The following is a 21,978-nucleotide window of genomic DNA, read 5'->3' as shown; positions in this document are numbered from 1 at the left end:
CAAATTCATCACTTTTATTCTTTTTCCTTATTCTATTAAAATCTTATATTTGACATTTCTCTCTTTACCTCAAACATCATATCGTCATCCACCATAATCATTATTGAATACTTTATAGAAGCTGACGCTTATTTGCTAAGCTATTTTTTTCCATTGATTCATATAAACCATTTAAGTAGGTTGCGCCTAATGCTCGATCATATAAACCATAGCCTGCTTTACCTGTTTCTCCCCAAATCATACGTCCATGATCTGGTCTAATCGGTCCCTCGTAACCAAAGTCATGCAATGCCTTTATAACTTCATACATATCGATAGAACCTGCTTCTGATAAATGTGCAGCTTCTTGGAATGACTTATTTCCAACTAATTTCACATTACGTGCATGGACAAAATGTACTCGTCCTTTTTGGCCAAAATATGCTAACATTTCTGGAAAATTGTTATACTTATCCGAACCCAAAGAACCTGAACACATAGTCAAACCATTATACTTAGACGGGTGTAAGCGAATGAACCTTTCTAGATTTTCTCTATTTGTAATAATTCTGGGTAACCCAAATATACTCCAAGGTGGATCATCTGGGTGTATTGCCATCAATACATCCGCTTCTTCTGCAACAGGTATTACTTTATTAATAAAGTAACTTAAATTCTCCCATAACCTTTCTTTATCAATAGTTTTGTAATCTGCAAAGAGCGTTGCTAAATCTTCTTGCGTATAACTTGAATCCCACCCCGGTAGCGAGAGTTCACCTTTTAGTGGATCCATTTTAGCAATTGCTTCTTCATCATATATTAGTGCTGTCGAACCATCTACTAACGGAAAATCCAACTGTGAGCGCGTCCAATCAAATACTGGCATAAAGTTATAGCACACTACTTTAATACCTACCTGACCAATATGTCGTAACGTTTGGCAATAATTTTCAATATATTTATCGCGCGTTGCCTTCCCTAATTTGATATCTTCATGCACGGGTACACTCTCAATGACCGATAGTTCTAAATTAGCATTTTCAATTTCTGATTTTAACTCTTGGATTTTATCTAATGGCCACACTTCGCCTACCGGTATCATAAATCGCGCTGACAATACCTTTCATACTTGGTATTTGCTTGATATATTCTAAACTGATTGGATCATCTTTACCATACCATCTAAATGTCATTTTCATTCCTAATGGCGCCCCTCTCTAAATCAATTTAAAGTAATTATAAGCGTTGTAATAACAAATATTTTTAATTAACTTCTCTAATAACCTTGGGTCATCTGGTATTTCTTCTAACTCCACCAAACTACCAATATAAGTACACAGAATTCTTCTAAAATAATCATGTCTTGAGTAAGAAATAAAGCTTCTAGAGTCTGTTAACATACCAACAAAATGCATCAATAACCCTTGATCTGCCAATGATGTCATTTGATTTAACATGCCACGTTTTGTATCGTTAAACCACCATCCCGCACCATGTTGTACTTTACTTTGTATGTGAGATTGGTTTTGGAAATTTGCTATAGTAGTCCCTACAATGTCATTATATGTCGGATTCAAATTGTATAATATTGTTTTTGGTAAGTGATGATCTGAAGCCATCATATTTAGCAAGCTATTCAAGTTTTCAGCAAGATTTTGTTGATCACGTATAGAATCAAACCCAGCGTCGGGTCCTAATTGTTCAAATGCCACAGTATTATTATTACGTATTGCACCAAAATGAATTTGCATAACCCAGCCTTTTTCATTATAAATCTTACTTAATTCATTTAATAAGAATGTTTGAAATTGTGCATGTGCTTTATTACTTACTTGCTGTTTATTCAATGCTTTTTTGAAAATATCATCAATATCTACGTGATTATATGACTGATATTCAATCGTATTTAATCCATGGTCTGCTAATCGTCCACCTTTGTCATGGAAATAATTAACTCGTATTTTCATAGCTTCTATAAAATCATCTACATTACTAATAGAGTGTGTTAAGTCACTTAATGTTTCTACAAAATCTACAAAACATTCTTCCCCAACTTTAAAAGCAATATCTGGTCTAAATGAAGGTAAGACCTTAGTCTTGAAGTCCTTTTGCTTATGCAATTTATCATGATAACGTAAATCATCTGTAGGGCTATCTGTAGTACAAATCAACTTAACATTTGATTGCGTAATCAAAGATTGTGCTGTGATATTATGACGCTGTAAATAACTGTTAACTTGATTATAAATTTGATCAGCATTGTGTTCGTTTAACACTTCATGCACATCAAAATACATAGCTAACTCTAAATGAGACCAATGATATAGAGGATTTGCAACTGAATTTTCCAAAGTAAGTGCCCATTTTTTAAACTTTTCTCGAGGTGAAGCATCACCAGTTATATAGTATTCATCAATACCTTGTGCCCGCATTGCTCTCCACTTATAATGATCTCCCCCTAGCCACAACGTTGTTATATTATCAAAGTGTGTATTCTCACTAATTTGTTGTGGGTCTAAATGGCAATGATAATCATAAATCGGCATATCTTTTGCGTATTTATTATATAACACAACTGCTTTTTTATTTTGTAACATAAAATGATCAGTGATAAATTGTGTCATGACTGAAAACGCCCTTTCCCTTATATTTCTTCTCTTAATGCTAGTTCCTTAACAATTTGTTTATGACGCTTATCTGTTAGTGGGTAACCAATTAAGAATATAATTAGCGCAATTAAACATCCTACACCTGGCACGGCAAAGAATAATATTTTAAGACCTGCTAATGTTTCCGTAGTCTGAGCAACATTTGGTTGATAACCAATCATAGTTAATGCAAGACCAGGAATAAAACCTGCCAAAGCTTGTGAAATCTTACGGGTGAAACTATAGCTTGAATACGTAATACCTTCAGACCGTATTCCAGATTTCCATTGCCCATATTCAACAACATCAGCAATAAATGCCCAAGTCACTGTATTAGGTATAACTAAAAAGAATGAAGAAATTGTATTTACTATTAAAAATGTTGTTATATGATCTCCAAAAAGTGCAAAGTTTAATATTTCACACAATACGAATCCTGCTATACCTATAATAGCTGTCATCTTTTTTCCTACCTTTTTACTTAACAACGTTGTTATATAAAGTGCTGGAATAAGCACAACAAAGTTTAAAGTACTCACAAGACCAACTAAATTAGGTGCATCCATAACATATTCGAAGTAATATAATTGAGATGACTGTTTTAAAAACATCGACATAATTGTTAATAATGTATAAATTGCTAATATTGCAAATGCCCCATTTTTCAATAGGCTCACAAAAGCTTTTTTACCCATACCTTTTGTCTTAGGACGTTGTATCACGTGTCTTTCTTTAACATTTTTATAACAAATTAAATGTAGAATAACGCCGACAATAGCTAATAATGCTACTGCAACAGGATATCCAACTGCCTGATTCGGAAACTGATTAACTAACGGTATGACCACAATACCTGCCACAAATAATGCCGCTTGTGACCCTAAATTTCTATATACTGATAACTGCGTTCTGTCTTCAGCATTAACAGTCATAGACGCAGAAAGTGAGCCATAAGGTATATTCACAACTGAATATGCCGCATTAAATAACATATACGTTGCAAATGCCCAAATGATTTTACCAGTTTGGTCTAAATTTGGTGCAATAAAAGATAAAACCGTACAAATCGCAAGTGGTACTGTACCATATAAAATAAACGGTCTAAATTTACCACGTTTACCAATATTCGTTCTCGAATCCACATAAGTACCTACACCAGTATCTACAAAAGCATCAAATATTTTTGATACAAGAAATACCAGCCCACCATAAAAAGCGGAAATACCTAGTATATCCGTAAAGAATTTCAATAAATATATTTGTCCCATATCAAACATCATACCGTTACCTAAATCACCTAAACCGTATGATAATTTTTCTTTGAATTTTAATTTTGGTGTACTAATATCGTCAAATTTTTCTTGCTTGGTTTGTTTTTTCTTCGCTGACATTGAAACCATAAGATGACCTCTTTCTAACGTTTGATGTTCCCTAAACATTTACTTAAGCATTAAAACTTTGTAAATATAACTGTCTTTATCGTTGTAATTACAAGGATGAATATAAACGCTTTCTAAAAGCGCGAAAATTTTTTATTACGCTTATTACCTATATTGTTTGTTAATACAACAATTAGTAGTGTTATAATATTCACTTAAATTATGAGAATTACCAGTTATCAAAGTTAAAATGTTAAGCTTTGATATTTTTAAATCTTTCCACAAATGCACGAGTCTGTTCTACAATAATTCGATCTGTTCCATCTTGAGCACCTTTGGTTAATGCACTACCAATACCTATGGCGAACGCCCCCTTTTCATACCATTCATGCATATTTTCTATAGATACGCCGCCTGAAGGCATCATTTCTACTTGTGGTATCGGTCCATGTATATTTTTTATAAAATCTGCTCCTAATCCATCTCCTGGAAATAACTTCACTACATCAACTCCATGTTGCAAAGCAGTCGTTATTTCCGTAACTGAACTACATCCTGGCAAATAAGGTATCGTATATAAATTACACATCATTGCTATTTGTGCATCAAAATGAGGACTCACAATAAAGTTTGCTCCATTCATAATTGCGATACGTGCTGTAGTAGCATCCATAACTGTCCCGGCACCAATTAAAACATCCTTCTTATATTTCTGACTCAAAGATTTTATTACTGTTTCTGCATGTGGTGTCGTGAATGTAACTTCAATATTTAGTATGCCACCTTCAATAATTTGTTTACATTTTTGCCATGCATCATCCTCCGTATTACCTCTTACAACCGCAACCAAATAATTTTCTTGTAGTTGTTGTAAAGTTCTCATTTTATTCATTATCATCTTCCTTTTTCTGATTAAAATCTCATACTCAACTCACTTTCATTATATTTTTTATTTATTTTCAGTCAATTACAATAAAAATATGTCTAAATAGTGTCACTATATCATTTGCATTAGAATCGTTTGAAATCACTTGATAGATGTACAAACAATACTAGTATCTCAAAATTCAAAAGATATAAAAATTAAATAGTGTGCAAATTTGTAGTGGCGTAGTTAATCATTTGAATTATTGAAATATAAGCTCCTTTTTATAAACTTATTGACATTTTTAGAAATAAATTATCCTAAAATAGCTATTTTGTGAATAAAATCACATAATTAAAGATTATTCTGTAGTTTTTTTGAATTCGAAATGCTAACTTTAATAGTGTAAAGAAAGCGCTTTATCGTATGGATTATCTGCTTTATATAGAACAATAATTTCAATCGTCTTTTACGCTACTCAACTCAATTAAGATTTTAAAAGACATTATGATAATCACTTTATTTAAAACTTAAGGGAGAGGAATTTTAAAATGATTCAATCTTTATCACACTATAAAGCTAAATATAATAAACTCATTTGCGTCGATTCAGATGGATGTGCCATTGATTCTATGACTATTAAACATGAACGAGCTTTTGGTCCAGCGCTTGTCGAAGAATGGCACCTCGAAGATGAGTCAGAAAGAATCTTAGAACGATGGAATGCATTCAACCTTTATGAAATAACCAGAGGCATCAACCGTTTTAGAGGTCTTGAAAAAATGTTAGAAGAACTTGTTGCAGAGGGTTTAGACATTAAAGGATATGACGACATAAAACAATGGGTACAAACTACCCAGTCTTTTTCAAATCCTAGTCTTGAAGAAGCTATCGAAGACAACCCAAGCCAATCTGGTTTACGTAAAGCTTTATCTTGGTCTCATAAAGTCAATTCACGTATTAAAGAACTTCCTAGTATCGGTCCTTTTAATCACGTACACAACGCCTTAAAAGATGCCGCTTCATTTGCAGATATAGCTATCGTATCATCAGCCAACCTTTCTGCCGTTCAACATGAGTGGGAGTCATTTCACTTAACACCATACTTGAGTGGTATGTTCGCCCAAGAATCAGGTACGAAAGAGCATTGTCTTGAAGTATTAAAGTCATTTTATAATTTAGAAGATATTATTATGCTAGGTGATGCCAAAGGAGACTTAGAAGCTGCTCAAACGCATGATTTGTATTTTTATCCTATCCTTGCTGGCCACGAAGATCAGTCATGGTTAGATTTTCACAATAAATACTTAAAACTATTCAGAGAAGGTCGTTTCAATCAAGAAATCCAATCTTCTTTAATTTCTATATTTTATAATAATTTTGAAGGAGCGAAATAATTAATGATAAAAGTAAACCTAAAAACATCACCTTATAATTTAGACGACACACAAATTGTTTGGGTTGAAGAAACACTAAAAGATTTATCAAATGAAGAAAAAATTGGCCAACTCTTTTTCAATTTATTTTCATTAGAAGATGGAAAAAAATTCCACGATGCAGATTTGAGTAATAAAGAAGTTTTAGAACGTTATCATATTGGTGGCGCACGTTACGAAGGCGGTAATAAAGTTGATGTACAAAGATTACTCAATGACTTACAACAAAATACAAAGGTTCCTGTACTTGTTGCAGCTAACTGTGATTCTGGAGGTAATGGCGCATGTAAAGATGGGACTTATATTGCGAGTGCAGCACAATGTGAAGCTGCACAAGATACTAAGGTCGCATACAATGCTGGACTCGTTTCTGCACGTGAGGCTTCAGCATTAGGTGTTCATATCAATTTTGATCCTTGTGTTGATATTCTTAAGAACTGGCGCAATACTATCGTAAATACACGCTCATACGGTACAGAGGCACAAACAGTTATCAAATATTCTAGTGCTTTTATTGATGGTTTCAATTCAGAACATGACATGATTACATGTATTAAACATTTCCCTGGAGATGGTACAGAAGAACGTGATCAACATTTAGTGTTAGGTGTAAACGAATTATCTACAGAAGAATGGGACAATAGTTTCCGTAAAGTTTATCAACATCATATTGATCGTGGTGTACAAATGATTATGGCTGGTCATATCGCACAGCCTGCTTATTCTAAAAAGTTAAACTCAAACCTAGAAGATAAAGATATTTTGCCAGCAACATTATCAAAAGAACTTATCACTGATTTACTTAAAGACGATATGCATTTTAATGGCTTAGTCGTTACAGATGCTAGTCATATGTTAGGAATGACTGCTGCTATGCGTCGTGAAGATTACGTACCTCTTTCAATTGCTGCTGGATGTGATATGTTCCTATTCTTCAATGATTTAGAAGAAGATTATCAATTTATGCTAAATGGATATAATAATGGTATCATCACAGATGAACGTTTAGATGATGCTGTTCGTCGTATCTTAGGACTTAAAGCACAATTGAATTTACACAAAAAACAAGTAGATGGAACAATCATTCGCGCTAAAGAAGACTTGCAAGTTATCGGCTGTCAAGAACATTTAGATATGCGTGCTGAAGCTGCTGATTTAGGTATTACACTAGTAAAAAACACTTTAGATCAATTACCGATTCGTCCAGAAACACATAAAAACATTCGTCTTTATGTAATTGAAGGTGAAAAAGATGGCATTTATAAATCTGCTAATAATGTGCCTGAAGACATTATTAAAGAACTTGAATCAAGAGGTTTTAATGTTACTTTAAATGATGGTTCTACACGTGTTAAAGGTAAAACTTTATCTTATCGTGAGGACGTTGATGCAGCACTTGTCTTTGCTAATATTATTGGTTACGCTGCTGAAAATAACTACCGAATCAAATGGGGTACTGCTATGAGCAATGAAATCCCTTGGTATGTACATGAAGTGCCAACGGTATTTGTTTCTTTAAACTTCACAACACACTTACATGATGCAACGATGGTGAAAGCTTATATAAACGCTTATCATTCTAACCCTGAAAGTATTAAACAAACGGTCGATAAAATTATGGGATTTAGCACTTTTAAAGGTTCTTATAACGATTTGGTTTGGACTGATAAATGGCAAGCCAAATTATAATATAAATGCATAAAAAGAAGCACTCAGATGATTGATGTGCACCCCAAAAGTTGGACTAAAAATCTAACTTATGGGCTACACATCATATTTAATTCATCTGAGTGCTTCTTTTTATTCAATACTTCTATATTGTTGGCTCGCTTTATTAAGGGACAGCTACATCCTGGTGTGTGTCAGAAACCTTTTAAATTAATTAGATTTCTGTCCACTTCCCTTTCATTTATATTATATTTTATATCCAAAATCCGGAATATTCGACCATCTTTCTTTGAAATAGTGAGCAACAGCTTTTGGTCTTCTTTCACGGGTGAAAATTCCTTTCTTATTTCCTTGCACTCTAATAATACCGGAAGAAGTTTCAAAATCTGCAAAATTCCATACCTGTTCTCCGATAAATTGAGGGTACTTATCCATAACTTCATGGTTTGCTTCATAATAACGTATTTGGTATTCCTCTGTGAACAATTCATCATTTAATGCATGCATTCCTGCCACAGTATCTGCGCCATATTCAGTAAACATAATTGGCTTATCTGGTTGTTTAATACTCCAGCCATCTAATTCTTCTGCTAATGCTAATTTAGCTGCTTTCAAATCTGCTGTTTGAGTATACCAACCATAGTATCTATTTAAACATAATACATCGACTAAATCTTGAACTTGGCATGTGTCTGGTTGAGAAGTCAATATTGTTACAATTGTAACAGGTCTCTGTTGTGGATCACACGTTCGTGCTAGATTCACTAATGGTTCGAAATATGCTTTTGCACCTTGTTCATCAGAAGCTGGTTCATTTGCAATAGACCACATGACCACACATGCATGATTTTTATCACGTTCTATTAACCCTTTAATCACAGCCTCATGCGCTGCTTTCGTACCTATCTCTTTAAAAGTATTTCTTTCTTTTTCTCCAGTTAAAATTGCATTAAAGTTTAAATGAACACCTACAGCAGTCGTTTCATCGATCACCACTATGCCTTGTTCATCAGCCAAACGCATCATTTCCTCTGAATATGGATAGTGGGAAGTTCTAAATGAATTGGCTCCAATCCATTTCATCAAATTAAAATCTAATACATTTACTACTTCATCCATACCTCTGCCATGATAATAACTATCCTCATGCTTACCAAATCCTTTAAAATAAAACGGCTCTCCATTAATTAAAAATTTACCCTTATCTACTTTGACAGAACGTATACCAAAACGCTCAGCATAAGTGTCAATTATCTCTTCATCTTCTATAAGCGACACTTCTAAATGGTATAAATACGCTTTTAGTGGTTGCCAAAGATGTGGATTCTGAACTTTTATTGTACCTTCTACTCCTGTTGATTCAGCTATAACTTGTTTGTCTTCATCCACTAATTGAACCTTAACAGCTCCTCTGCTATGATTCGTGCTCACTTTATAATTTACGAAAGCATCATCACCTTGCACTTCAGGTACAATTTCAATATTTTGAATATGTGTCTTAGGTGTAGTGTATATTTTTACAGGTCTATGTAAACCTGCATAATTAAAGAAATCAAAATTTGGTATATTTTTCTTAATCACATTTCCTTGTGCATCTGTTGTTTCGCTATAATCCCCAACAGGTAAAGTCGTTTCATCTAAGATATTATTAACACATACCGTTAAACGATGCGTCCCAACTGTGTATGCTTTTTCTAATGTTACTTCAAATGGTAGGAAACCTCCTTGGTTTGACGTTACTTCGTTACCATCGATATATACGGTTGCTTTATGCGTTGCAGAACCAAACCTTAAGACAATACGTTCATTATTTAATACGTTGGGAACGGTAAATGTTCTCTCATACCATACATTTCCTACATGATTACGAATGTTAGCAGTGACCCCTTGATCATTGAATGACCCTGGCACAGCCATGACTTGTTCAGTATTTAATGGTTGTGATACATCAATCTGATCTTCGTTCCCCTCTAATTTAAAGCGCCATATACCGTTCAAATCAATGATACTTCTAAATTCATTTACAACTGGATACAACATATTTAGTTACTCCTTTCAATTTTATAAAATCTATCTACAATTCTTCTCTCAATGCTAACTCTTTAACGATTTGTTTATGTTTACGGTCAGTTAATGGGTATGCAAAGAAGAATAGTATGACTGCAATTAAACAAGCTGTCGCAGGAACGATAAAGAATAACACTTTCAATCCATGTAATGTATCTGCTGATTGAGTAGCATTAGGAACAAATCCAATAATTGTTAAAGATGCACCTGGTATAAATTCTGCTAAACCTTGTGATATTTTTCTTGTGAAACTATAGCTCGCATATATAATCCCTTCAGATCTAATCCCCGATTGCCATTGCCCATATTCCACAACATCAGCAATAAATGCCCAAGTTACAGTATTTGGAATGACTAAGAATAATTGTGCAATAGTATTAATAATTAAGAACATCACGATATGATCTGAGAAAAAAGTAAAGTTGATAAATTGGAATAAAATGAAGCCTCCTACACCTATAATCGCCGTCATTTTCTTACCAATCAATTTACTTAAGAACGTCGTTAATACTAATGCAGGAATTAGCACAAGGAAGTTTAACGTACTAACTATCCCTACTAAATTTTGTTCTCCTAATACATATTTAAAATAGTATAATTGTGAAGCTTGCTGTAAAAATAGTGCACTTATTGTTAAAAGTGTATAAATTGCTAATATGATAAAGGGTCTATTTTTCAATAAATTTAGAAATGCTTTACGGCCAAGCCCTTTTTCTTTCGGTCTTTCAATCGTATGTCTCTCAGTAACCCCTTTATAACAAATCATATGGAATATCACTCCAGCAATAGCAAGCATCCCAACTGCCATTGGATAACCAATTTGATGATTTGGAAATAAACTAACAACAGGTATCACGACAATACCAGATATAAACATTGCGCCTTGAGACCCCATGTTACGGAATACCGATAATTGTGTACGATCATCCGCATTAATAGTCATAGATGCAGACAGTGAGCCATATGGAATATTTACAAATGAATAAGCTGCGTTAAATAACAAATATGAACCAAAAGCCCATATAATTTTACCTGTTTCTCCTATGTCTGGTGATAGAAACGTTATTACTGTAAGTATTGCTAATGGTATACTGCCGTATAAAATAAATGGTTTAAATTTACCACGTTTAGCAAAATTAGTTTGATTATCTACAATTGTCCCTACAGCTGTATCGACGAAGGCATCAAAGAACTTCGAGACTAAAAATACTAATCCCCCTACCCACGAAGGTATACCTAAAATATCAGTATAAAATAATAGTAAGTAAATCTGCCCCATATCGAACATCATGCCATTACCTAAGTCACCAAATCCATAAGATAGCTTTTCCTTAAATTTCAATCTAGGATTCTGAATTTCTTTAAAACGCTTTAGTTTACTGTTTGCAGGCTTTAGTTTTGCTGTAACCATATCGATTACCTCTTTCCACTATAAAAGCACTTGGAATAATTAATTCTTCCAGTAACTTCTTAGTATGTATTCATAATTATCATTCAATAAGAAAAGGACTTTATATTGTAAGCGTTTTCTTATATGCGTAAAAAAAAGTAACTCTACAAATTTCTTCATCATTTTACATGATTAAATACATCCCCTACGATTAATTTATAGAGATCTTTCCTTTATTATATTTTTAAAAATAAAACAGTCAATACAAAAATAACAACGTTGTTATAAATATATAATTTACATCCTCGTGATTTAAACTGAAATAACACGAATAAAAGCTATAACTAAGGTATATGGTGAAAATTACATATACAGGAAGCATCAATTAGAAAATGCACTGCTTGTATTGCTTTATCATATTGTAAAATTGCATTTTTTACACTATTTCGATTATTTTTTGAGATTATTTTTACATTTTTAATAAAAACTTTACCTAAACAGCAACTTTATTTATATTTTTTAATTTTTGAAGTTAATTTTTTAGTAAAATTCTTTATGCTCTGTTCTATATTTTAATGGAGGCACACCATATTGCTTTTTAAAGCATTGTGTAAAGTAACTTTGTTCCTTAAATCCTACATATGAAGCAACTTCAGAAACTGTCATCTTAGTTCTAGCAATCAAGTCACGTGCTTTTTTAATTCTTAGTTCAATGATATATTGTGAAATTGATTTGTTAATTTCTTGATTAAATATTCTTGATAAATAACTAGGTGCTAAATCAACGTGACTAGCTAATTCATTTAAGGTCAGCGTATTGTCCAAATTTCGTTCTATATACTGTATTACTTTACTGACTTTTGGACTGTAAGCATTGGATTTAGTCTTCATAGCTCTTTCCGCGTACTCTTTAACAATTTCATGAACAATTTCGTCAAGCATCTTACTATCCATTGTCTGATCAATAATAGAAGCATACCTCTCAGATATTTCATCAATGTGAATTAAGCTAATACCGGCCTTTTCCCCTGCTTTCCGACATAACGTATTGATAAGAAAGGCTTTATACTGTTCATTAGAAATATCATCTTTAACCCTACGCAAACCTGATACAGATACATTCATTTCATTTAAAATTGATAATGCTTCTGTCACATTTCCGTTTTCAACTGCAGTAAGTAATTGATTTTCTAAATTATAGCGTTGTTCTATTTCTTGTAATGTGTAATCCATTTGTGCTCTTGATTCAGCTAACATCTCTATAGTTGAATGAAATTCGAAATCAATTTTTACTGTTTCATAAACAACGTTCCTCTTTTTTAAAAAACGAATTGCTAGCCGGCACATCTTTTGAGCTTTAACATGATGACATAAAGGTACGCTAAGTAAATATTGTTTTAATATCGACAACTTTGATATTTTGATATCTGCTCTTTGTAATAGTTCATTACAGCGGCGTTCATTCGGTCTTTGCTCCATATAAGGTCCAATAATATAAATCTGTTTATTTTTCTTGAATTTAAAAATCAAAAAATTAACATCAAAACTATTCGAATAATGATAAATTTTATTACTATTCATATGGACAATAAAGTGCTTTAACTCAGTTTTAAACTGTTTTCTTGCAGTATTTGTAAAGGGTGTCTTAATATGCGTGCTAATACCCTTTATATCACTCATATCATAGCCTTCTAATTGGATGCCTAATAGTTGAAGCGCATTCATTTGTAAAATTTCTAACGTCTGCTCATTCATAAAAAATCACCCCATCCCTTTATTTTATTATAACTAAAAATAAAGGAATGGGGTGTAAATTTAATTTTATTTTAATATCATTTTTTAAATCGTTTATTCATTTTTATTATTAAACTTAAGTTTAAATGGCGCATAGCACAATACTAAAATAAGTACGAGCCCTAAATAGCCAATTAATGGATAGAATATAGCTACTAAATCTGTAAATCCGACAAAACTTAAGCATAATCCTACAATAACTGCTATCGTATAAAATATTTTGAATTTCATCGTATCTACTACAGTAAAACGCGATGCAAAAGCATAAAACATTCCTAATCCAGTATTAAATATCATACCGAATATAACGATTGCCATAATAATACCTAGCACAGGTGAAATATTATTGACGATACCTAACATTGGCATATCCATATCTCCCACGACATCAATTTGTGTGAAAATAGCCAAGTGACTCAATACAATCATTATACCTAAAGCAAGACCACCAATTAATCCACCAGTTGCAGCAACCTTCGTATTCTTCTCTGATCCCCCCATGACTATAGCCATCGAAGCACCAACAGCAGTATTAAATGAAGCATAGTTCACTCCAGCTACAAACCAGTTTGGCAATGTTGAAGGTTTAGCGTCTGATAATGTATTAAGCTGTGAAAATGGTGTGTTTGTAGTAATAAAACTATAAACTGAAATGAGGATAATAAATATTATTAAAAATGGCGTTATATTGCCAATAACTTTTACCACACCTTTAACCTTTAACATACCTGCCAGTAAGATTAATACAGTCATTAATAACGTACCCACAATAGGAGGTAAACCAAATTGTTGATTAAGATTTGAACCCGCACCTGCAATCATCACTACACCTACGCCAAATAATGTAAAAATAATGACTAAATCAATAATCCAACCAAGTACTTTTCCTACTAATGATTTTCCCGTTATATTATGTATCACTTCTTTATGAGAATCCGTTTTAAATTTACTACCTAACCATACAAGCATCATACCAACATATGTAAATAGTACAGTTGTAATAATTGCACCAAACGTGCCCATAATACCAAAACTTGTAAAATATTGAAGGACTTCTTGACCAGAAGCAAAACCAGCACCCACAATGACACCAATAAATGCACTTGCAATTAATAAAATCCTTTTCATAATGTAAATTCCCCCTATTTTAAAAAGACAAAATAACTTACCCCTTAAATCATCATAAAATGATTGAATTTATATAGTATAAATTTCTGGCTAACTTACAACTCGATATTTCATTCATCATATATATAATGAGCAATCGTTTCTATATTTTATCATTTAAAGTGTAATTATTGTTGTATTTTCAATAGTGTATCTTTTCAGATGACCATTCAGTTAATTATTAACACCCAATATTCCATAAAAAAGAGACTAGTACAAAAACCATGTACTCGCCTCCTATAACTAATTGATAGTGCTTATTTGTTACCTTAATAAGTAACCACCATCAACAGGTAATGTTGTCCCAGTAACATAGTCAGATGCACTACTTGCTAAAAATATTAATGGTCCCATTAAATCTTCAGGCACGCCCCATTCACCAGATGGTATGTGCCCTTTAATTTCTGGCCCTCTAATTGGATCTTCTTCTAATACTTTAGTCATATCAGTGCGAATATAACCAGGAGAAAGAGCATTCACCTGTATGTTATAAGGCGCTAATGCATCAGCGTACGCACGGGTAATACCAACGACGCCATGTTTACTAGCTGCATATGGAAAGATATTTTTACCTGCACGATATGACTGCATAGAACCTATATTAATAATTTTACCGGTTTGCTGTTCTGTCATAACTTTAGCAGCTTCATGTGCCATATAATATGTTGCGTTCAAATTGATATCTATAACATTTTGCCAATCTTCATCTTTATAATCTAAAACATTATTTCGAATTTGAACGCCAGCATTATTTACTAAAATATCTAAACTTCCCCATGTTTCGACTGCCTGTGAAACCACTTTTTCGGCAGCACCTTGTTCTTTAAGATCTTGTTGTATAAAAGCCACGTTACCTTCGTTCTGTTCAACACTTTCTCTTAAAGATTCCCATGCTTGGTTTGAAGAACTTACAACTGTGACATTAGCACCATACATCGTTAAAGCGATAGTATAATATTTACCTAAACCTCTAGCGCCACCTGTCACAATTGCATTTTTTCCTTTTACAGAAAAACTCTCTGTACTAAATTTTGTCATTTACAGTTCCTCCTTGTTAGTCATAATATTATTTACTTATATTATATAATTTTAAATTGTCATTGTGTTGATAAAAATAAAGGAGTCAGGTAGAAACCAAAGTTTGATTTCGCATACCTGCCTCCTCAAGTTTTTCATTGTCATTACTTTATTAATTCAATGAAAACTTATTAGATTTAACTAATTTATACAAAAATACTTAATATCAATATAAACACAAGTCCAGAAACTGAAATTACTGTTTCCAGTAGTGACCAAGTTAAAAATGTTTCTTTAACTGTTAAGCCAAAATATTCCTTAAACATCCAGAATCCTGCATCATTAACATGAGATAATATAACGCTACCTGCACCTATAGCAAGCACTACTAAAGCCACGTTAACATCTGACGCTTGTAATAATGGTAATACGATACCAGTTGAAGAAATCGCTGCTACAGTTGAAGATCCTAGCGCAATACGTAACACTGCAGCCACAATCCACGCTAATAGTATTGGTGACATTTCTGTACCTTCGAACAATTTAGCAATTGTATCTCCGACGCCACCATCAATTAGTACTTGTTTGAAGGTACCGCCACCCCCAATAATTAAGATCATCATACCTATTGGATAAATTGCATTAGATACTGAATCCATGATTTCTGAGTTATTACGTCCTTGCTTAATTCCCATTGTAAATATAGCAAATAATACTGCAATAAGCATCGCCGTTCCCGCTGTACCTACAAAGTAAACTACTGATTCAAATCCATTCGTCGCTGTTTCATTGCCTGTAACTAACTGCACAATTGTAGAAAACAACATTAAGATAACTGGTGAAATAGCTGTTAATAAACTAATACTAAATCTTGGCATCTCAGCTTCACTAAATTCTCTTTGTGCACCCAATGCAGATATGTCACCTTCACGTGTATAGGCAGTTGGTGCTATTTTTTGTGCAATTTTATTAAATAATGGTCCTGCTATCAATGTAACAGGAATAGCAATAATAATACCGTACATGAGTACATGACCAAGGTTAGCTTCCAATTCTTTTGCAATAACTACTGGACCTGGATGTGGTGGTAAGAAGCCGTGTGTCACAGATAAAGCTACTACCATCGGTAAACCTAGTTTCAATTGTGATACATTTGCACGCTTAGCTATAGTAAACACTAATGGTATTAATAATACTAATCCCACTTCGAAGAATAATGCGATACCTACAATAAATGCTGCAACAAGCATTGCCCATTGTACATGTTTATAGCCAAACTTTTTAATGAGTGTGTCAGCTATACGTGTTGCGCCGCCGCCATCAGCAAGTAATTTACCTAAAATGGCGCCAAGTCCAAAAATCAAAGCAATATGGCCCAGTGTGCTGCCCATACCATTTTCAATAGTTTCTATTATTTTATCTAAAGGCATTCCCAGTAATATTGCAGTTACAATAGATGTAATTATTAATGAAATAAAGGTATTTAATTTCAAGAAAATTATTAATGATAGTAATACGATAATCCCTATTACCACCGTAACCAGTGGCCAAATTGTTTCAAACATCATCGTTCTCCCCTTCCATAGTAAAGACTGAATATAGCTAACAGACATAGCTACCTTCACTCTTGGTAACGCTTTCTTTTCGTTCTAAAAAAAACTCTTCTAACTGTGACATTTATAGATATGTAGGAAAGGTAATTAAGTAAATTATCACCCAATAACAGCAACTTATTACAGCTTACCTTCCCCTCTACCTATGTACTTACTCGATTATCATTAATCCATATGTTCACGTTGGAACGCCGAAATTTCAGTATAACGATCCTCTAATGAACGGCTTAAATTTATAAATATTGAAATTAATTGTTGATATACTTTCACATTGTCCTCATTTGGTTTATGTTCGTTTGTAGTACCAACCATTTCCTCAATAATTGAAAAATCCTCAATTTCTCCTAATGCTTTCATTCCTAATACACAAGCCCCTAAGCATGAGCTTTCATAACTTTCTGGGACACTTAAATTAGTATCGAAAATATCTGCCATCATTTGACGCCAAACTTCACTTTTAGCGAAGCCACCAGTGGCTTTAATAGTTGATGGAGTCTCATCCATAACCTCAATTAAGGCTAAATAAACTGTATATAGATTATAAAGAACGCCTTCTAAAGCAGCTCTAATCATATGTTCCTTTTTATGAGATAGCGTCAATCCAAAGAAGGAGCCTCTCGCATCTGCGTTCCATAATGGTGCTCGTTCACCCGCTAAATATGGGTGGAATATTAGACCTTCTGCACCTGGCTTAACTCGATTAGCAATTTTAGTAAGTACATCATATGGATCGACTCCTAAGCGTTTTGCCGTTTCAACTTCACTTGCTAATAATTCGTCACGTAACCAGCGCAGTACTACACCACCGTTATTCACAGGCCCACCGATAACATAATGATCATCCGTTAATACATAGCAAAATATTCTGCCTTTATAATCTGTACGTGGTTTGTCTATAACTGTTCTTATCGCACCTGAAGTACCTATGGTTACGGCAACTTCACCTTTTTTAAAAGCATTCACTCCTAAATTAGATAATACACCGTCACTTGCGCCAACAACGATTGGTGTATCCTCATCAATGCCCATCAATGTTGCATAACGACGTTTCATACCTTTTAATATATGTGTCGTTGGTACAAGTTCAGGTAATTGCGATTCGTTAATACCTAATAATTCGAGCGCTTCTTTATCCCAAGATAATGTTTCCAAGTTCAACATACCCGTTGATGATGCCATAGATTGATCTATTACAAACTTCTCAAATAATTGATAGAAAATATATGTTTTGATATCAGCAAATATAGCTGTTTGATTATATATTTCTTGTTGCTCATGCTTCATCCAAAATATTTTAGATAATGGAGACATAGGATGTATCGGCGTGCCAGTTCTTTGATAAATCGCATCACCATTATGGTTCTTTTTAATTTCTTCTGCATATTTACTCGCTCTATTATCTGCCCAAGTTAAATTTTCAGTCAAACGTTGATTGCTAGCATCCATTGCTATAAGACTATGCATTTGAGCGCTAAACGAAATTAGTTTCAAGTCTTTTTTATCAATATCTGCTTCTCTCATGACATATTTAATTGTCATGAGCACCGCATCAAACAATTCATCTGGATTTTCTTCTGATATTTCCACATTCGGTGTATGCAAAGGATACCCAATATTATGTTTCATTATAAATTGACCATTTTCGTCATAAAGTACTGATTTCGTACTTGTTGTACCTATATCGACACCTATCATGTATTTCATGGTTTTGCCTCCCGATTCTTTACAGCATTAAAACGCTAAGTTAACCAAAAGCTTTCGATATCATCACCTACGTCATCAAAGTTCAAATGAAATGCTTCTTTCAATTTATGCGCATCTTTATTTGCAATTGCTTCAATAAATACTTCGTGATTTTGATGAATTCTTTCAAAGTCTTTAGGATTTTCATTCATACGTTTACGCATAGATAATAAAATAAGTGCTTCCATCACTGGGCGTAAATTATTCCAACATGTTTTTAAGTATTGATGTTTAGACGCCATAATTGTTACTTCATGAAATTTCATATCATGTTCAGTAAATGCTTCTGCGTCTTCAAATTTAACCGCTACCTTCATCATTTCCAATTGCTTTCTTAATTCTTTTACAATTTGATTATGCATTATGGGCTTAATTCTACTAAAAGCAAATGACTCAAGCATAATTCTTAAATCATAAAGTTCTTTTTGCTCAGTATCATCAAATGGTAAAACTTCTGCACCCATTCTTTCTAGATGAATTAACTGATCTTGTTTTAACAATTTAAAAGCGTCTCTAACTGGTGACCTACTAACGTTAAATTCTTTAGCAATTTGATTTTCCGTCAATAAAGTGTCAGGTGTTATCGTACCATCAACAATTCTCAAACGAATTTCAGCTGCAATCATTTCGCCTTTTGACATACCGTCTAACCATTGTTCAGGATATGAATAATCCACTAAAACACCACCTCTTAATCAACACGATATACTTGTATACAAGTATGGTAATACACAACTACCAATATTGCAAGCGCTTGCAATTGTTGATTAATATTTTTTCATCATAAAAAACCGACACACCAGGTTTTTCAGACCTAACATGTCGGTGAAAATTTTATTTAGTGACGCTAATGCAAGTGTGTATCCTTTTTCTTATTTAGTATAATTACACTTTCGTTAATTCATTTGAATCTTCAATTCTCTGTGCTATTGCCATACAATGACTAGTCTCATAACAATTAGGGCATTGTAACTTTCTAGTCTTCGGTGTATGTGATGCAAAGAGCCAAGACTTTATATTTGGTCTAAAAACTTCCTGACAATTTGGACAAACATACATCAATCGCTTATAGATAAAATTTGTAAAATAGACAGCAAAAATAATTAAAAACGGTAATGCAACAAAATTCGGCCACCACTTTTTCATAATACTACTTGTTAATAAGGCCGTATATTGTACAATCACCACTGGTAGTACTCGATATATGATTGACCTAGTTAATGAGCTCATGATGCCTTTATTTGCTACATATTGACTGGTTTCTAACAATTTATTTAACGGAGCCTCAGAATCTTTGCCAATATAACTTTTAAATTGCTTCATTTCTGATAAAAGCATTTTATTTTTTTGAATTTCATGTTCTATGTTTAGCGCTCTTTGTTCAATCATGGATCGTATCATCTTTAATCTATTCTCTTCTGCTATAATTTTTTTAATATCTTTCAAACTAAATCCAAACCGCTTAAGAATTAAAATAATTTCTAAGTCTTGCTTACTTTGCGTGTCAAATACTCGTCTTCCATTATCTTCAGTTTTAGTTGAAGTTAACAGCCCCTTCTTATCATAGTATTGGATTGTTCTTATTGAGACACCACATTGCTTTGCTAATTCACCAGTTTGATATTGAGTCATATTTTTATACCTCCTCAATCAAAAATATATATGATGACGTTACGTAATTAGCAAGCAATTTATTTAATTTTTAAATACTTCAGAATAAACATCTTGTAATTTGCCTTCTACAGAAGTAATATCTGTTGCACACTGTTTCAATATAGCTCTATACTTTTCTGTATTTTCACTATTTTTATAACGGATTTTATGTTCTAGACTAGCCCACATATCCATCCCTATTGTTCTTATTTGAATTTCTACTGGTACAAGTTCCATAGAATGTGCTAAATAAACGGGTATAGTTACTACAATATGCAAACTACGATATCCATTTTCTTTCGGATGTTCAATATAATCTTTACGCTTTATCAAAGTAACATCTTCCTGTTTAAGCAATAAATCTTCAATCACATAAATATCATCCAAATAATTACAAACAACACGAATACCAGCTAAATCTAATATATTCTCTTTAGCAGATTCTGTACTTATGTCACAACCTTTACGTGCTAATTTACTTATCAAACTTCTCATCTCTTTAACACGACGTTCCATATGATGTATTGGATTGTGTTTATACAACTGCTGAAATTGATCATCTAATATATCTAATTTTGTACTTATTTCTTTTAATGCTGAAGAATAAAGTTGTTCCAAGGCAACAAAACCAACAACCATTTCTAGAGCCTCTTCCGACTCATTAATATGATCTATACTTTCTTTAAATTCTTCCTTCAAGTCGTCTACATTTAACGAAGGTTTATGTTCTATGTACATATTTCGTACCTCCAATTAATAACTTCTTATAGAGCATTATAGCTAATTCTAATTTACAATTTAAATATAAAGACATACATCTCTACAATTATTTCCATATTGAATATGTATTGATTGTCAAACGCTATGTAATTTAGTCAGTTAATATTCATAAAATTATACATAAAAAAGGAGCAAGACAGAAATGAATTTTTGATAAAAGATTTTATTGTCCCGCCCCGACATGTATAACTAGAAATTAAGGACTATATAGTCCTTAATTTCTAGTTATGTCAAAAACTGTTTTACTATTTCAACAGTTGTATAATGTTATCTATAGTCAATTAGTCATTGTAGTTATTCATTCTTTTTATGCTCTATTATTTCTGTTTCTCTATTATCAGCAATATTACGCGCTCGTTTCATGGCATCTGCTTTTTTAAGAAAAGTATCTGAGGCTTGTTTTGCACCGTCTGATTTAACTTTCCATTCATCATCTTCATAATATACATGAACGTCTTTTTTATTTAATTTCGGATTGGCTGAGTCATCTCGTTTATGCTTTGTAATTTTTTTATTTTTTAATTCTTGTAATTCACTATCTGAGGCATCTCTATACCATGATTCAGCTTGTTTAGTTGCGATAGGAATAACATTTTCTTCCTCATAGCCATCTTTTAACATGGCGTTACCTATATCAATTGCTTTTTTACGTTCTAATTCATCAAAATTTTTCCAACTTTGTGGATAATCTTCCATTGTCCAAGGCATGAATACCACTTCCAATCTATTTATTCTTGCTTATTGTTTACCACTAATAAATTAGTGTAAACGGTTCATTG

At 32.9% G+C, this 21,978-nt stretch carries 16 protein-coding genes and 1 pseudogene; 2 read left to right on the top strand and 15 right to left on the bottom strand.

From position 1 onward, the window contains the following. Window positions 1-112: 112 nt before the first annotated feature. The 4 genes and pseudogenes from uxuA to ACM591_RS03390 form a co-directional block, all read right to left on the bottom strand. A pseudogene (uxuA, locus tag ACM591_RS03405) lies at window positions 113-1,172 on the bottom strand (mannonate dehydratase). 24 nt (window positions 1,173-1,196) lie between these two features. Beyond that, window positions 1,197-2,603 (bottom strand): glucuronate isomerase, encoded by a 1,407-nt coding sequence (gene uxaC, locus ACM591_RS03400; RefSeq protein WP_326026658.1) that lies wholly within the window; start codon window positions 2,601-2,603, stop codon window positions 1,197-1,199. 20 nt (window positions 2,604-2,623) lie between these two features. Then, window positions 2,624-4,018, bottom strand: a complete 1,395-nt coding sequence (locus tag ACM591_RS03395; RefSeq protein WP_228064947.1) for an MFS transporter — start codon at window positions 4,016-4,018, stop codon at window positions 2,624-2,626. A 241-nt stretch (window positions 4,019-4,259) separates the two neighbouring features. Next, window positions 4,260-4,898 (bottom strand): bifunctional 2-keto-4-hydroxyglutarate aldolase/2-keto-3-deoxy-6-phosphogluconate aldolase, encoded by a 639-nt coding sequence (locus ACM591_RS03390; protein WP_029378280.1) that lies wholly within the window; start codon window positions 4,896-4,898, stop codon window positions 4,260-4,262. Window positions 4,899-5,422: 524 nt separating this feature from the next. Between ACM591_RS03390 and ACM591_RS03385 the strand changes: the two genes are divergently transcribed. Then, window positions 5,423-6,268 carry an HAD hydrolase-like protein gene (locus ACM591_RS03385; RefSeq protein ID WP_038679123.1) on the top strand — a complete coding sequence of 282 codons (846 nt, stop codon included), beginning with the start codon at window positions 5,423-5,425 and terminating at the stop codon, window positions 6,266-6,268. 3 nt (window positions 6,269-6,271) lie between these two features. Beyond that, window positions 6,272-7,996, top strand: coding sequence for a glycoside hydrolase family 3 protein (locus ACM591_RS03380; protein WP_418354425.1), 1,725 nt, complete (start codon window positions 6,272-6,274; stop codon window positions 7,994-7,996). A gap of 225 nt (window positions 7,997-8,221) precedes the next feature. Here ACM591_RS03380 and uidA read toward each other — a convergent pair whose 3' ends face one another. The 11 genes from uidA to ACM591_RS03325 form a co-directional block, all read right to left on the bottom strand. After that, the gene (gene uidA, locus ACM591_RS03375; protein ID WP_081225118.1) at window positions 8,222-10,015 is read right to left on the bottom strand and encodes a beta-glucuronidase; all 1,794 of its coding nucleotides are present in this window, start codon (window positions 10,013-10,015) and stop codon (window positions 8,222-8,224) included. 34 nt (window positions 10,016-10,049) lie between these two features. Beyond that, on the bottom strand, window positions 10,050-11,453 hold the full coding sequence (locus ACM591_RS03370) for an MFS transporter (protein ID WP_418354424.1): 1,404 nt from the start codon (window positions 11,451-11,453) through the stop codon (window positions 10,050-10,052). Between the two features lie 519 nt (window positions 11,454-11,972). Beyond that, on the bottom strand, window positions 11,973-13,187 hold the full coding sequence (locus ACM591_RS03365) for a helix-turn-helix domain-containing protein (protein WP_418354423.1): 1,215 nt from the start codon (window positions 13,185-13,187) through the stop codon (window positions 11,973-11,975). A 93-nt stretch (window positions 13,188-13,280) separates the two neighbouring features. Next, on the bottom strand, window positions 13,281-14,354 hold the full coding sequence (locus ACM591_RS03360) for a membrane protein (RefSeq protein WP_029378274.1): 1,074 nt from the start codon (window positions 14,352-14,354) through the stop codon (window positions 13,281-13,283). 303 nt (window positions 14,355-14,657) lie between these two features. Further along, complete coding sequence (locus ACM591_RS03355; protein WP_029378273.1) at window positions 14,658-15,431, bottom strand: SDR family oxidoreductase; 774 nt, start codon at window positions 15,429-15,431, stop codon at window positions 14,658-14,660. Window positions 15,432-15,616: 185 nt separating this feature from the next. Beyond that, window positions 15,617-16,975 carry a gluconate:H+ symporter gene (locus tag ACM591_RS03350; RefSeq protein ID WP_029378272.1) on the bottom strand — a complete coding sequence of 453 codons (1,359 nt, stop codon included), beginning with the start codon at window positions 16,973-16,975 and terminating at the stop codon, window positions 15,617-15,619. Window positions 16,976-17,188: 213 nt separating this feature from the next. Further along, window positions 17,189-18,727 (bottom strand): gluconokinase, encoded by a 1,539-nt coding sequence (gene gntK / locus ACM591_RS03345; RefSeq protein WP_029378271.1) that lies wholly within the window; start codon window positions 18,725-18,727, stop codon window positions 17,189-17,191. 35 nt (window positions 18,728-18,762) lie between these two features. Beyond that, window positions 18,763-19,443, bottom strand: a complete 681-nt coding sequence (locus tag ACM591_RS03340) for a GntR family transcriptional regulator (RefSeq protein ID WP_326025952.1) — start codon at window positions 19,441-19,443, stop codon at window positions 18,763-18,765. A gap of 208 nt (window positions 19,444-19,651) precedes the next feature. Continuing rightward, the gene (locus ACM591_RS03335; RefSeq protein ID WP_326026662.1) at window positions 19,652-20,398 is read right to left on the bottom strand and encodes a MerR family transcriptional regulator; all 747 of its coding nucleotides are present in this window, start codon (window positions 20,396-20,398) and stop codon (window positions 19,652-19,654) included. Between the two features lie 63 nt (window positions 20,399-20,461). Beyond that, window positions 20,462-21,157, bottom strand: coding sequence for a GTP pyrophosphokinase (locus tag ACM591_RS03330; RefSeq protein WP_029378268.1), 696 nt, complete (start codon window positions 21,155-21,157; stop codon window positions 20,462-20,464). A gap of 336 nt (window positions 21,158-21,493) precedes the next feature. Next, window positions 21,494-21,907, bottom strand: a complete 414-nt coding sequence (locus tag ACM591_RS03325) for a DUF2188 domain-containing protein (protein ID WP_029378267.1) — start codon at window positions 21,905-21,907, stop codon at window positions 21,494-21,496. Between the last annotated feature and the right edge of the window lie 71 nt (window positions 21,908-21,978).

This window comes from Staphylococcus sp. Ze2 (genome assembly GCF_048568365.1).
GTDB lineage: Bacteria > Bacillota > Bacilli > Staphylococcales > Staphylococcaceae > Staphylococcus > Staphylococcus xylosus.
Note: the sequence above shows the minus strand (reverse complement) of the source record. Positions and strands in the feature narration are given on the sequence as shown.

Excerpts from the sequence above, each read along its gene's own strand:
- uxaC (WP_326026658.1), bottom strand. The coding sequence starts at position 2,603 with ATGACACAATTTATCACTGATCATTTTATGTTACAAAATAAAAAAGCA.
- ACM591_RS03395 (WP_228064947.1), bottom strand. The coding sequence starts at position 4,018 with ATGTCAGCGAAGAAAAAACAAACCAAGCAAGAAAAATTTGACGATATT.
- ACM591_RS03390 (WP_029378280.1), bottom strand. The coding sequence starts at position 4,898 with ATGAATAAAATGAGAACTTTACAACAACTACAAGAAAATTATTTGGTT.
- ACM591_RS03385 (WP_038679123.1), top strand. The coding sequence starts at position 5,423 with ATGATTCAATCTTTATCACACTATAAAGCTAAATATAATAAACTCATT.
- ACM591_RS03380 (WP_418354425.1), top strand. The coding sequence starts at position 6,272 with ATGATAAAAGTAAACCTAAAAACATCACCTTATAATTTAGACGACACA.
- uidA (WP_081225118.1), bottom strand. The coding sequence starts at position 10,015 with ATGTTGTATCCAGTTGTAAATGAATTTAGAAGTATCATTGATTTGAAC.
- ACM591_RS03370 (WP_418354424.1), bottom strand. The coding sequence starts at position 11,453 with ATGGTTACAGCAAAACTAAAGCCTGCAAACAGTAAACTAAAGCGTTTT.
- ACM591_RS03365 (WP_418354423.1), bottom strand. The coding sequence starts at position 13,187 with ATGAATGAGCAGACGTTAGAAATTTTACAAATGAATGCGCTTCAACTA.
- ACM591_RS03360 (WP_029378274.1), bottom strand. The coding sequence starts at position 14,354 with ATGAAAAGGATTTTATTAATTGCAAGTGCATTTATTGGTGTCATTGTG.
- ACM591_RS03355 (WP_029378273.1), bottom strand. The coding sequence starts at position 15,431 with ATGACAAAATTTAGTACAGAGAGTTTTTCTGTAAAAGGAAAAAATGCA.
- ACM591_RS03350 (WP_029378272.1), bottom strand. The coding sequence starts at position 16,975 with ATGTTTGAAACAATTTGGCCACTGGTTACGGTGGTAATAGGGATTATC.
- gntK (WP_029378271.1), bottom strand. The coding sequence starts at position 18,727 with ATGAAATACATGATAGGTGTCGATATAGGTACAACAAGTACGAAATCA.
- ACM591_RS03335 (WP_326026662.1), bottom strand. The coding sequence starts at position 20,398 with ATGACTCAATATCAAACTGGTGAATTAGCAAAGCAATGTGGTGTCTCA.
- ACM591_RS03330 (WP_029378268.1), bottom strand. The coding sequence starts at position 21,157 with ATGTACATAGAACATAAACCTTCGTTAAATGTAGACGACTTGAAGGAA.
- ACM591_RS03325 (WP_029378267.1), bottom strand. The coding sequence starts at position 21,907 with ATGCCTTGGACAATGGAAGATTATCCACAAAGTTGGAAAAATTTTGAT.